Annotated in this window: 12 protein-coding genes; 9 read left to right on the top strand and 3 right to left on the bottom strand. The window is 60.7% G+C overall.

Translation table 11 applies throughout. The features are described from left to right. Window positions 1-21: 21 nt before the first annotated feature. The gene (locus tag EDE09_RS07680) at window positions 22-1,500 is read right to left on the bottom strand and encodes a sugar ABC transporter substrate-binding protein (protein ID WP_105372853.1); all 1,479 of its coding nucleotides are present in this window, start codon (window positions 1,498-1,500) and stop codon (window positions 22-24) included. A gap of 206 nt (window positions 1,501-1,706) precedes the next feature. Between EDE09_RS07680 and EDE09_RS07675 the strand changes: the two genes are divergently transcribed. The 5 genes from EDE09_RS07675 (at window position 1,707) to EDE09_RS07655 (ending at window position 6,632) form a co-directional block, all read left to right on the top strand. After that, window positions 1,707-2,417: a GntR family transcriptional regulator gene (locus EDE09_RS07675; protein ID WP_105372852.1), complete on the top strand. Its 711-nt coding sequence runs from the start codon at window positions 1,707-1,709 to the stop codon at window positions 2,415-2,417. Window positions 2,418-2,471: 54 nt separating this feature from the next. Continuing rightward, window positions 2,472-3,638 (top strand): mandelate racemase/muconate lactonizing enzyme family protein, encoded by a 1,167-nt coding sequence (locus tag EDE09_RS07670; RefSeq protein WP_132409567.1) that lies wholly within the window; start codon window positions 2,472-2,474, stop codon window positions 3,636-3,638. Between the two features lie 61 nt (window positions 3,639-3,699). After that, a complete protein-coding gene (locus EDE09_RS07665; RefSeq protein WP_132409565.1) occupies window positions 3,700-5,061 on the top strand; it encodes a mandelate racemase/muconate lactonizing enzyme family protein in 1,362 nt (453 codons plus the stop codon). Window positions 5,062-5,097: 36 nt separating this feature from the next. Next, window positions 5,098-5,424 carry an NIPSNAP family protein gene (locus tag EDE09_RS07660; RefSeq protein ID WP_132409563.1) on the top strand — a complete coding sequence of 109 codons (327 nt, stop codon included), beginning with the start codon at window positions 5,098-5,100 and terminating at the stop codon, window positions 5,422-5,424. A gap of 8 nt (window positions 5,425-5,432) precedes the next feature. Beyond that, window positions 5,433-6,632, top strand: a complete 1,200-nt coding sequence (locus EDE09_RS07655) for a mandelate racemase/muconate lactonizing enzyme family protein (RefSeq protein WP_132409561.1) — start codon at window positions 5,433-5,435, stop codon at window positions 6,630-6,632. A gap of 311 nt (window positions 6,633-6,943) precedes the next feature. On the opposite strand, the gene EDE09_RS07650 is transcribed toward EDE09_RS07655, so the two are convergent. Continuing rightward, on the bottom strand, window positions 6,944-7,780 hold the full coding sequence (locus tag EDE09_RS07650) for a phosphoenolpyruvate hydrolase family protein (RefSeq protein WP_132409559.1): 837 nt from the start codon (window positions 7,778-7,780) through the stop codon (window positions 6,944-6,946). 9 nt (window positions 7,781-7,789) lie between these two features. Then, complete coding sequence (locus EDE09_RS07645) at window positions 7,790-8,986, bottom strand: Tm-1-like ATP-binding domain-containing protein (protein ID WP_132409557.1); 1,197 nt, start codon at window positions 8,984-8,986, stop codon at window positions 7,790-7,792. A gap of 133 nt (window positions 8,987-9,119) precedes the next feature. Here EDE09_RS07645 and EDE09_RS07640 point away from each other — a divergent pair, with 133 nt between their 5' ends. The 4 genes from EDE09_RS07640 to EDE09_RS07625 all read left to right on the top strand — a co-directional run bounded on the left by EDE09_RS07640 (window position 9,120) and on the right by EDE09_RS07625 (window position 12,961). After that, entirely contained in the window at window positions 9,120-9,785 is a 666-nt protein-coding gene (locus tag EDE09_RS07640) for a GntR family transcriptional regulator (protein ID WP_132409555.1), read from the top strand. Between the two features lie 86 nt (window positions 9,786-9,871). Next, window positions 9,872-11,125, top strand: a complete 1,254-nt coding sequence (locus tag EDE09_RS07635) for an extracellular solute-binding protein (RefSeq protein WP_132409553.1) — start codon at window positions 9,872-9,874, stop codon at window positions 11,123-11,125. Between the two features lies 1 nt (window position 11,126). Then, complete coding sequence (locus EDE09_RS07630; RefSeq protein ID WP_245505082.1) at window positions 11,127-12,137, top strand: sugar ABC transporter permease; 1,011 nt, start codon at window positions 11,127-11,129, stop codon at window positions 12,135-12,137. Continuing rightward, complete coding sequence (locus EDE09_RS07625; protein ID WP_112799601.1) at window positions 12,134-12,961, top strand: carbohydrate ABC transporter permease; 828 nt, start codon at window positions 12,134-12,136, stop codon at window positions 12,959-12,961. Before EDE09_RS07630 ends, EDE09_RS07625 begins: the two co-directional genes overlap by 4 nt. Window position 12,962 lies beyond the last annotated feature (1 nt).

The following is a 12,962-nucleotide window of genomic DNA, read 5'->3' as shown; positions in this document are numbered from 1 at the left end:
GGTGAGATCGTCAGGTTTGGACTAGAGTCCGCCGTCCATCAGTTCTTTTACCTTCTTGGCTGCGTCATCCGCTGCCTGGTCGACCGTCATGGCTCCGGTTAGGGCATTCTGCAGCATATCCGGGACGATGATGTTCATGATTTCGGGGGACTGTGGCAGTGCCGGGAAGGGGATGCCGTATGGCAGCATCGAGGTCGTGACATCAAGGAACTTGATGCTGTCCAGACGTTCCTTCATCCATTTGGTCTTGAAGCCGTTAAGGTTTCCTGGGTTTGAGCCGGCATAGGCCATCTTCAGCGACCATTCGGGGCTCGTCCACATGCAGATGATAGCCTTTGCCGCCGGCTCGTCCACCTTGCCTCCCTCGACATATTCCGGCTTCAGGATGTGAATATTGGAGCCGCCGAACACGACTGCACGCTTGCCGTCGGGGCCCGTCGGAATGAGGCCGTAACGCATGTTGTCGATCACGGTCTGCGCCTTGTCCTTGTCGGTAGCCGTCGCCTTTTTCTGGAGGTCGAGCATGACGTTGTAGTCGGACGGGTGCGAGATCATCATGCCGAGCTGGCCAGCGAGGAAGAGCGGCTGGTTGTCGGCCTGCTGGTTGGTGAGCGCCGAAACCGGAACCGACTTGTCACGAACATACATATCGTAGGAGGCCTGCAATGCCGTCTTGCTCTGCGGACTATTGAGCTGGACCTCCTTATAGGTCGGGTTGGCGGACGCTTCGTCGAAGACACCGCCGCCATAGGCCCACAGCTGCGGCATGAAACGGTACGGCGTATTGCCGGCATTCTTGCGCGCCACGAGGCCGTAACCGGCGACGCCGAGCTTATCATGGATTTGCTTGGAATATTTGACAACGTCGTCCCAGGTTGCCGGAGCCTTGTCCGGATCGAGACCCGCACGCTTGAAGATGTCGGCGTTCCAGATGAACGCCATCGTCTCGTTGTTGGTCGGAATGCCGTAGGTCGTCCCCTCCCAGGTTACAGCCTTCATTGCGCCGGGCCAGAAGTCCTCAGTCGAATACCCTACATCCTCGGGTTTGAGCGGCTGCAAATAGCCCTTTGAGGCAAACTCGGTACCGCCCAGGATCTGCAGGCGGACCGCCATGGGTGCCGCATTGCCAAGGAGGGCGGTCCGGAATTTGTCGAGCAGGTCGTTATAGGTGAGGGCTTGTTCTTCAAGCTGGATGTTTGGGTAGGTTTTTCGGAAGTTCTCGAAGAACTCCTTGTAATACTGGCGCAGGAGGTCGGGGTCGCCCTCGAACACGCCCTGATACCAGAAAGTCAGGCGCCCCTTGTAGTCGAGCGGAGTGACCTTGGCGCAATCGCCCGCCGTATCAAAATCCTGTGTGCCGGCGATGGAACGCACGTATTCCGGCGACCACTTGCTGAGGTCGACCGGCGCACCCAGCGCAGACCCAGACATCAACGATACCATCAAAGCAGTCGAGACAGTGCCGTGCAGGACGGCACGACCGAATGAAATCCTCGTCATAGGTAACCTCCCAGGTTCTCTCCCATGCCGCTCTGCGTCGAGGCGAGCGGTCTTGCTCCCCGGCCGCGGGACCTCCTCTAATGTATCCCTTTGACCTGATCATACGTTTTCAGATCAGAGATTTCCTGTCAATGAGAGAAATCGTACATTGTTTACCGAACATTCGCGTGTTATCCCAATAATGTGTGTATTTAATGGGGATAATTTTGGCTGAGACCACTGAATTTAAGGCGCAACCACCCGAGGGCATCGACGCTATGGGGGCCTCTAGCGAGGGCGCCTCGCTTTACCAGCAGATCAGGGATGACATCATCGAAGGACGGCTTACGGCCAACGAACGGCTTGTCGTGACCGATCTCGCCCGGCGCCATGGCACCTCAACCAACCCTGTGCGCGAGGCCCTGCAACTGTTGCGGGGGGAGGGTTTTGTCACCTTTGTTCCCAACCGCGGAGCGCGTGTAAGGCCCATAGATCAGGATTTCGTTCGGGACATCTACGAGATTGGGGTCTTGATCGAGCCGGCGCTGACGAAGTGGTTCGTGAATATGGCGACCGTCGAGGACATTGCCGAACTCGAACGCATCCAGGGCTTGATTGAAGAGAACAACTTTGCCGATCCGTTCAGGCACAGCGAGCTGGACACCGCCTTTCATACCGTCATGTACCAGAAGCATTACAACCGCCATGCCGCCGAGCTTTGGTGGAAGCATCGCGAAGTGCTTCGAGCCGTGAGCCGGCGTTTCGACTTCACGCTCGCCCGGCGCGCTGCGATCCTAAGCGAACATCGCGAGCTCATCGCGCATGTAAAAGCAGGCCATGCGAACGAGGCAGCCGACCTCATTGCACGCCATGTCGAGGGCTCCGGCCGGCACATCCTCGAACACATGCGTGCGCGAAATGCCGCTCGGGCGGGATAAATTCCATAACCGTTAAATATCGTTATCCCACTACTTCAGCTAAAGGCAGTCGAGATGAAAATCACCAGCGTTCGGCCGTGGCTCATCAAATCCGATGCTTCTTATTGGGGAGAATTCCTGTTTGTCGAGGTGATGACCGACGAGGAGGTGAGCGGCTGGGGAGAGATCACCACCACGACAAGACTCGCCAATCGCGCCCTTTGTACGATCCTGCGGCAGATCGGTGCCGCTTTGACAGGCGAGGACCCGGCGCGGATCGAGTATCTGTGGCACAAGATATTCCGCAGCTTCACCTATATGGGCAGTCGCGGCGCTGCAGTCGAATGCGTAAGCGCCATCGACATAGCTCTCTGGGACATCCGAGGCAAAGTTCTTGGCAAGCCGATTTACGAACTGCTGGGCGGACCGGTGCGCGATGAAATTTCGCTCTACACCCACCCCAACCAGGCCAAGTTTACCAGTAAGGAGGCGGTGGTTCGCGAGATCAGGGATATCGTCGAGTCCGGCCATACTGCGCTCAAGTTCGATCCCTTCCCCTACCAGGGCAGCGCCGTCGGTGGACTGCCGCGCGAACAGCGGGACGGCTACCTCGATGGCAGCATGACCCGCAAGGATGAGCGCGAAGCTGCCGAACTCACGGCTCTGATCCGTGAAACAGCGGGCTCTGATGTCGACATCCTTATCGATGCGCATGGCCGGTTTGATGTTCCGACCGCTATTCGCCTTTGTCGGAGCCTTGAGGAAGCCGGCCAAATCGACTGGTTCGAGGAGCCCTGCCTACCGGAGAGCCTCAACGCTCTCAGACAGGTCCGCGAGAAGGTCAGCGCACCTATCTCGTGGGGCGAGCGCGGCCACACGAAGTGGGATTTCGTGCCGGTGCTGGAAAACAGGCTCGCCGACTACATCATGCCCGATGTCACCTGGACCGGTGGCATTACCGAACTCAAGAAGATTTCTGCCCTCTGTGAAGCCTATTACATCCCGGTCTCGCCGCATGACGCCGCAGGGCCGATCAACGTGGTCGCGGGCGCGCAGGTGATGATGACCGTTCCCAATTTCTACAAACTGGAAACGTCGGAGTGGAACCTGGGCAAATACGATCACCTCATCGACAGGCCGCTCGACGTCTCCAACGGCAGCCTGAAGCTTACGTCAATGCCTGGTCTCGGCGTTGAGATGAACCGCGATTACCTTCAAAACCACGAGATAGAGCTGAACTAGCAACACTCTATGCCGCCCCGCGTGCGCGACGACCACCCCACGACCGAAACGAGGATAGATCATGCCAGAGGCATATGGAGCCGACGAGGCGCTCAATCGGGTGAACACGCATTCCAAACCGTCCGACCTTCGCATAACCGATATGCGGGTAGCCGAAATCGACGGTGCCCCCTTCTCCTCCGTTCTGCTCAAGATTTACACCAACCAGGGCATCGTCGGGCTCGGTGAGGTACGCGACGGCGCCAGCGCCACTTATGCGTTGATGCTGAAGAGCCGGTTGCTTGGTGAAAATCCTTGCAACATCGATCGCCTGTTTCGGCGGATCAAGCAGTTCGGCGGGCACGGCCGGCAAGGCGGCGGCGTATCGGCGGTCGAAATTGCGTTGTGGGATCTCGCCGGCAAGGCCTATGGCGTTCCCATCTACCAGATGCTCGGCGGCAGGTTTCGGGAGAAGGTGCGTGTCTACTGCGATACCGACGCCACCGTGCCGAGCGGCACCGAGACCGGCAAGCGCCTCAAGCAGCGCATGGAGCTCGGATTCACCTTCCTCAAGATGGATTTGGGATTGATGCAGATTGCGGATGTGCCCGGTGCGGTCGTGTCTCCTGCCGGCTCACTTGAAGGGTATCGCCACCACCCCGGCCGCGGCCCGCTGAAAACCATTGAAGAGCGGCGCGTCCGCAACGCTGCGTACGATCTGCATAACGTCCCGCACCCGTTTACCGGCCTCCATTTTTCCGACAAGGGCCTCGACTTCCTTGAGCAATACATTGCCGAGGTTCGTGACGTCATCGGCATGGATATTCCGCTCGCCATCGACCACATCGGCCATATCTCAGTGCAGAACGGCATTCGGCTTGCCAGGCGGATTGAAAAATACGTGCCGGCCTGGCTCGAGGATGTGATCCCCTGGCAATACAGCGAGCAATACCGACAGCTGCAGGACTCCACCACGGTGCCGATTTGCACTGGCGAGGACATATACCTCAGGGAGGGCTTCGAGCCTCTGCTCAATAGCGGTGGCGTTTCGGTCATCCACCCAGACCTGCTCACGAGCGGGGGCATCCTCGAGACCAAGAAGATCGGCGACATGGCGCAGGACCGTGGTGTCGCCATGGCCATCCACATGGCAGAAAGTCCAATCGCCGCAATGGCCGCCGCACATGTCGCGACAGCCACCGAAAACTTCATGGCGCTCGAATACCACTCCGCCGATGTCGACTGGTGGGACGATATCGTCACCGGCCTTCCCAAGCCGCTCGTCAAGGATGGCTTCATCACTGTTCCGGACAAGCCGGGCCTAGGGATCGACGACGTCGTCGATGAGGTGATCTCGCAACATCTGCAGCCGGGCGTCACCGGCATCTGGCAGCCTACCGATCGCTGGGACGATGAATATTCCTGGGATCGCACCTGGAGCTGACCGGCTGGAAAAACATAACGAACGTCAGGAGCGACCATGATCTACGAACTTCGTATCTACGACTGCCTGCCGGGTCGGCTGCCCGCACTTCTCAAGCGCTTCAACGACCACACCCTGGCCCTGTGGGACAGGCATGGCATTCGGCAGGCCGGGTTCTTCACAACAATCGTCGGCGAACACGGTCAGCGCCTCACCTACTTCCTGGCCTGGGAATCGCTGGCCGAGCGCGAGGTGAAATGGAAGGCGTTCACCACAGATCCGGCATGGCTAAAGGCGCGCGATGAATCCGAGGCCGACGGCCCGATCATCGCCAATATCAGCAATCAATTGCTGGCGCCGACTTCCTTCTCCTCGGTGAAATAGAGCGCGCCATGAAAATCACCGACCTGCGCTGCGCCGTTATCGGCAAACACCCGATCGTCCGCATCGTCACCGACGAGGGCCTCTATGGCTTGGGCGAAGTCGAATTCACCAAGGCCTATCTCAAGCCCTGGGTGCTGCATTTCCGCGAGGCGCTGATCGGCGAAGATCCGACCGATGTCGAAAGGGTCATGCTGAAGATCCGCCAACGCGGCTCTTTCAAGCCGTATGGCGCGGCGGTGAGCGCTATCGAGCATGCGCTGTGGGATATTGCCGGCAAGGCCGCGGGCGTGCCCGCCTATAAGCTGCTCGGCGGCAAGGTGCGGGACAAGGTGCGCGTCTACAACGGTTCTGTTCGCCAGAAACGCGTGGGCGACCGGCCGGAGGATTACGCCGCTGACGTCAAATGGATGATGGAGCAGCCGCAGAACTTCTTCATGGTCAAGCAGGGAATCTCGTTCCACTCGAACATGAAGGATAGTATCGAGGGCTTCCACTACGGCGTCACGCAGAAGAAAGCCGGCTATCACGGCGCCATGGATCAGGGCGTGATCAGCGAGCGCGGTTTCAATCACATGCTCGACTGCGTGGCCGCGATGAAGGAGGTGCTGGGCGACAAGGTCAGCCTGGCGCTCGACTGCGGTCCGGGCTGGCTGCTGCCGGATGCGATAAGGTTCGCTCGTGCGGTGGAGAAATACAATTTGATGTGGCTCGAGGACATGCTGACCGGCGACTATGTTCCGTGGGTAAATCCGCAGGCCTATCGGGAACTGACGATCTCAACCTCGACGCCGATCCACACGGGCGAGCAGATCTACCTCCGGCACAATTTCAAGGAGTTGATCGAGACCCAGGCCGTGCGGGTCATCGGCCCCGATCCGGCCGACATCGGCGGCATCGCCGAGCTCAAATGGGTTGCCGAGCACGCCTATATGCATTCGATCCTGATGGCGCCGCACGGCACCGCCAACGGCCTGCTGGGGCTTGGCGCGTTGATCAATGTCTGCGCCACGTTGCCTGCAAATTATATCGCCTTCGAATATCCGACCGCCTCCGATTCCTGGTGGGAGGATCTGATAATCGGCTTGCCGCCGCAGATCGTGAAGGATAGCATGGTGGACCTACTGGAAGCGCCGGGCTTGGGCCTCGATATCGACGCTGAGGCGGCCAGGAAATATCTCAGGGAAGAGGATGCGGGCTTCTTCCTCTGAACTCCCTCCACCTGCCGTGCAATCTTCCGCGCCGTCGGGACGTAGCGGCGCATATCTCCCTCAATGCGGGCCGCCTTGAAGCGCCAGCTGTCCCTGCGGTTCGCTTGCCGAGATGATGACGAGGTCGCACTCGGTTTCCCAGCCTCTTGACGTCACGCGGACTCAGGCTTTGTCCCATGCCATATCCCTGGTCGGCGAAGAAAGCCGCCGTTGAAAGGCAGTGGGGCCATGGCTGGCCCGGAGGTTGCCGGGATGGCGGTGTGCGTGTCCAGGGCCTGAAGTAATAACGGTGCCGCCATCGCCGCGTATCCTTATCGTATACCGGGGAGACTGCTGAAAGCCTCTATCTGGGCCTTGATCGCCAGTTCCGTCGGCAACCGCTCCATCGAGCTTGCACCATAGAAGCCATCGCATCCCTTGCATCGGGAGAGCACATAGGCCGCATCATCAGGCATGGCGATCGGACCTCCGTGGCAAAGGACGATGACATCTTCCCGCACCGATCGCGCCGCGTCCGCCCAGGCGTCGATCCGCTCGACGCATTCGTCGAGCGTCACGGCAGTTTCAGCCCCGATCGCGCCGCCGGTCGTAAGGCCCAGGTGGCACACCACGATATCCGCACCGGCCTCAGCCATGGCGACGGCATCCTTGCCACTGAAGACATAGGGTGTCGTCAGCATGTCCTTGGCATGGGCGCGCGCGATGATGTCGATCTCCAGGTCGAAGCTCATGCCGGTCTCCTCGAGATTGGTGCGGAACGTGCCATCGATCAGGCCAACCGTAGGGAAGTTCTGGATGCCGGCAAATCCCATGGCCTTCAACTCGTCCAGGAACAGGTCGGGCAGCATGAAAGGGTCGGTTCCGTTGACGCCGGCTAGCACCGGTGTGTGGCGTACCACAGGGAGCACCTCGCGCCCCATGTCGCGCACGATATCATTGGCGTTGCCATAGGCCAGCAGGCCAGCAAGCGAGCCGCGGCCCGCCATACGATAGCGGCCGGAATTGTAGATCACGATCAGGTCGATGCCGCCCGCCTCCTCGCTCTTGGCGGAAAGGCCCGTGCCGGCGCCGCCGCCGATGATTGGTCGGCCCTCGGCGATCTTGCGGCGCAGGCGGTCCAGGATGTCGTTGCGTGAATGGCGTGTCATGATTTTTCCTCAGGCAGTGATGGCGTGGAAATTGGCCGCGAGCGCCGCTGCGAATTCGGGGCTGTTGATATGGGCGTCGAGTTCGATCAACTGCCGGTTCGGAGCCGCCTTCCAGCCGGCGCGGATGGTCGAAAACAGGGCTTCGTCGGCTGCCGGATCGTGAAACGGCTGTCCCGGCGCGTCGATCGCAGATACGCCCTGCAATGGCAGCAGGAAACGGACCGGGCCCTCCATGCGGTTCAGCCTCTCGACGATGAATGCACCGATCCGCCGGTTCTCCCCCGGCGTGGTGCGCATCAGGGTCACCTGGGCATTGTGCACATGCAGCCTGCGGTCGCGGAATGCAGCAGGCACGGTCTCCTTCGCACCGAAATTCACCATGTCCACGGCCCCGACCGAACCGACATAAGGAATTTTCGTGCGGATGATCGCGCCGAAACGGTCCTCGGTGGCGGGAAAGACGCCTCCGACCAGAAGGTCTGGCACTTCCGTCGTTGTGACATCGATGACCGCCTGCAACAGGCCTGAATCGACCAGCTTCTCCATCGATTGGCCGCCGACGCCGGTGGCATGGAAGACGAACAGCTCGTAAGCGTCGTCCAGCATATCCCTTAGTTGCGTGATGCAGGCGGTCGTCACACCGAACATCGTCATGCCGACGCCCGGCTGGTCATCTGCCGACAGAACAGGTGGATGGAGCACCATGCCGGCCGCCGCATGCGCGGCATTGCCGATCACCTTGCGGGATATGGCATTGAGGCCGGCGATGTCGACGACGGAATACATCATCGCAATGTCATTTGGCCCCACATAGGGGGCGACGTTGCCGGAGGCCACCGTTGATACCATGAGCTTCGGCACACCCACGGGCAGGTCGCGCATGACTCGGGTCACGAGCACTGTATTGCCGGTGCCGCCAAGGCCGAGGACGGCGCCGATATCGTTGCGTTCCTGAAGGAAGACTGTGAGCGCCTCGGCCATGGCCGATATCGCCTTGCCGCGATCGGCCTGGCTGAGTACCGCAGCCGCACCCGAGGGGTGGTTTGCCGCCACTTCTCTGGCGGCGATGTCGGCGCCGGGATGGGAACTTTGGGTGCCCACATCGACCAGCACCGCCTCTGCGCCGGCCTGCCTGGTAGCGCTCCGCGCATAGTCCAGCTCGGCGAACTTGGTGTCGCAAGTGCCGACGATATAAACCTTTTTCATAATTTTTCCTCCCGTTTTCGGCGCCGCCTCCCCACCAACGGCGCGGAATTTTTCGCAAACCCGCATTTTGCATATTGTATATTATTTTGGATATTGCATACTTAATCATCGAAATCCAGACGGAAATGACGCCATGAATGCTCCGCAACACCAGACCCTCCGCGAGCGGATCTATGAGGAGATCGTTCGCCTGATCGTATCGGGAGAGTTGCCGAGCGGCGTGTCGATCGATGAGAAGCTTTTGACGGAGCGGCTCCAGGTGAGCCGCACACCGTTCCGCGAGGCGATCGGCACGCTCGCCAAGGAGGGCCTGATCGAGATCAAACCCTATCGCGGCTTCTTCGTCAGGAGCTTCAGCCGCAAGGAAGTCAGCGATCTCTACGAGTTGCGCAAGACGCTGGAATGCTTTGCCGTCGAACTGGCGGTGCCGCAGATGAGCGACGCCCACATTGCCGGCTTCGAGCGCATCCTGGACGAGGCCGTGGCGGCGCTGCGGCGGGGCGACCTTGAGACCTATGGCGCCCGCGACCGGGAGTTCCACGAGACCATCGCCGAGTTGTCGGGCAGCGCGCCTCTCATCGAAACGCTCTCGCGGCTGGCCCTGCAAATCCAGATCTGCCGCGCCATCGCCAATGAAAGCAAGGAGTTTGCCGAACGGGCCGCGCAGGAGCGCGATCAGATCCTGCAGGCGTTCAGGACCCGGGACATCCCGCAGGCGAAGGCGCTGATGCATGCGCATATCAGCGACGTGCAGCAGGCGGTGCTCGCGCGCTTCAGGAAGGAAAGCCCGGCGACCTAGCCGGGCGACGGGAAGGGGAGGGAGGTTCCCCTTTTCCAGCAAAACGGGAGGCGGTCCATGGCGTGGCCGCTCAAGAGGAGGAAACAATGCTGAAATTTCTTGCAGCCGGTGTGGCCGCGCTCGCCATTTTCGCCGGCGGTGCCGTGGCCAATGCGCAGACGCTGAAAATGTGGGGGCCGGAGCAGATCACCGAGCCGCTGGTTGCCGAACTCTGGAACGGCATCAAAGCGGATTTCGAAAAGGCCAATCCCGGCGTGACGGTGGAGTTCATGCCGCCGACCGGCACGATCAGCAACGGCGCCGTGCAGTCCGCTATCCAGTCCGATGCCGGGCCGGACGTCATCCTCACCAACTCCGGCATCGGCCGCATCAGCATCGTCAAGAATGCCAAGCAGGTTATGCCGCTGACCGAACAATACGAGAAGCGCGGGTGGAAGGACCAGATCTATCCCTGGCTCTATGCGGAGCTGAAAGGCCAATTCGGCGGAGAGATCTACGAGGTGCCCGACGGCCTCGATGCGCTGGGCATCTGGTATCACAAGGACATCTTCGCTCAGGCCGGCTGGAAGATCCCAGCCACCTGGAAGGAGTTCGAAACCCTGCTGGCGGCCATCGAGGCCAAGGGCCTGCAGCCGATCGCCATCGGCCCGCGCACAACAGGCAGTGCCGGCCACCTGTTCGGCAACCTGTTGCAGTCGGCCAGCGGCAAGGAAGCCATCGGCAAGGCATTGCGTAAGGAAATCGCCTGGGACGATCCGAAGATCGCTGCCGGTGCCGTGCGGCTGCAGAAGTTGGTCGAGGCCGGTTTCATCAAGAAGGAGATGGCGGGTCTCGATCTCGACGGTGCCTCGCGGCTGTGGTTCAACAAGCGCGCCGCCATGTTCGTCGCCGGTCCCTGGTTCACCGCCAATGCGCGCAAGGCCGGATATGACCTTGCTAATGCCGGCTATGCGCCTATGCCCTCCGATCTGCCTGGCGAGGCGATCCCGACCGGCGGCGTCGGCTGGAGCTGGCTCGTGCCGGTCAATTCCAGGCAGCCTGATCTCGCGATGAAATGGATCGACTTCATGCTGTCCGATGCCGTCATGAAGAAGCGTGCCCAGGCGCCGGCCAGCACCATGATCTATCCCCGCGAACTCACCGGCGTCGAGCCGCCGACCCCCGTGCTCAAGGAAATCTTCGCGGTCGCAGCCGGCGGCGTTGGCTACAATCCCAGCGTCTACCTGCCCGCCACGGTGCTCGACACTTATTTCCAGGTAATCCAGGGACTGATCTCCGGGCAGATCACCGGCGAGGCCGGAATGCGGCAGCTCCAGGCAAAAATGGCAGAGGCGAAATAGCGTGGTCATCCGTCAAACGCCCGGGAGCAGCGCTGCTGCTCCCCTTGGCACCCCTGTCGACGGGCCGAGGCCAGCAGGTGCCACCCAATCCCGGCATCATCCTGCCAGGTCAGCGGGTAAGGAAGACAGTTGCGGCAACTCCGACAGCCACGATGCCCGCAGCGCGATGTGGCTGATGGCGCCTGCCCTGGCTCTCTACGCGGTGTTCAGCCTGCTGCCGATTGCGGCCACCTTCTGGCTGAGCTTCAACAGTTCGGCCGGTTTCAACGCGGCGTCCAGCTTCGTCGGCCTCGACAATTATGTGGCGACGGCGGCCGATCCTATCGTCTGGCAGAGCCTGTGGCATACGTTCCTGTGGCTGATCTACCATGTGGTGCTGGCCGGCGGCCTCGGGCTGGCGCTGGCTCTCGCCATCAGCCGGCTGAAGGTCACGCAGGTGTTTTTCCGGACGGCGTTCTTCCTGCCGCATCTGGTGTCGCTGGCCGTGGTCGGGGTCATCTGGGCAAATATCTACGACCCGTTCTACGGCCTTCTCAACACTGCGCTGACGGAGCTGGGTCTGGGCGCCTTCACCCAAGGATGGCTCTCCGATCCCGCCCTGGTGCTGTTTTCCGTCAATGTCGCGAGCTCGTGGCAGGGGTTCGGCCTCTATATGCTGCTGTTCATCGCCGGCCTGCAGAATATCGACCACTCGCTCTACGATGCGGCGGAGGTCGACGGCGCCTCGAGCTGGCAAAAGCTCGTATATGTAACGTTGCCGGGACTTAGGGAGGTAACCACCTTCGTTATTTCTCTGGCCATGATCAACGGCTTGAAAGGCTTCGCTACCGTCTTCGTCATGACCAATGGCGGGCCGTTCTACCAGAGCGAGCTGATCACCACCTATATCTACCGGCTCGCCTTCCAGTCTCAGGATCACGGGAGGGCGGCCGTGCTCTGTATACTGCTCAGCCTGCTGGCGATCGCCATCACCCTTGTCTTCAACCGTTGGCGCGCGAGGCTTTCCCGATGAGCACCCGTCACCGCGAATGGCCCGTCGTGCTCGGCCTGGCGCCCGTCATGCTTCTCATCCTGGCTCCCTTTGCCTGGCTGATTGTGTCGAGCCTCAAGACCGAGGCTGAGATCGGGCAGGCCGATCCCTATGCCTGGCCCGCCGATCTGATGTGGCGCAACTACCAGGATGCCTGGCAAATCGGCGGCTTCGGCGAGCTGGTCGGCAACAGCCTGCTCAATCTCGCCGGCGTCGTGATCCTGTCGCTGCTGACCTGCGCGCCCGCCGGCTATGCCCTGGCAAAGATCCGCTTTCCGGGCCGGGAATGGCTTTTCTACACCTTCATCCTGGGGCTGACGATTCCGGTCCAGGCCGTTGTCATCCCGCTCTATCAGGTGCTATTCGGCCTTAACCTGGTGAACACGCTGTCGGGCATCGTGCTGGCGCAGGTGAGCAGCGGCATTCCTTTCGGCATCTTCCTGATGCGCAGCTTCTTCATCAGCGTGCCGGACGAACTCGTCGAGGCCGCCAAGATCGACGGGGCATCGCATCTGCAGATCCTGACCAAGGTGCTTCTGCCGATCTCGACGCCGGCGATCCAGGCGCTGATCATCATCAGCGCGCTATCCACCTGGAACGATTTCTTCCTGCCGCTGATCGTGCTGATCAGTCCCGAGGTGCAGACGCTTCCGCTCGGCTTGGTCAGGTTCGCCAGCACTTACGCTTCCGAATACCGGCTGGTGTTTTCCGGCACCGTCATTTCCTTCCTGCCTATCATCATTCTTTACATCCTAATGCAGCGCCGCTTCACCGAGGGCCTGACGCAGGGTGCAATCAAGGGCTGAC

It is taken from the genome of Neorhizobium sp. S3-V5DH (assembly GCF_004343065.1).
Taxonomy (GTDB): Bacteria; Pseudomonadota; Alphaproteobacteria; order Rhizobiales; family Rhizobiaceae; genus Neorhizobium; species Neorhizobium huautlense.
Note: the sequence above shows the minus strand (reverse complement) of the source record. Positions and strands in the feature narration are given on the sequence as shown.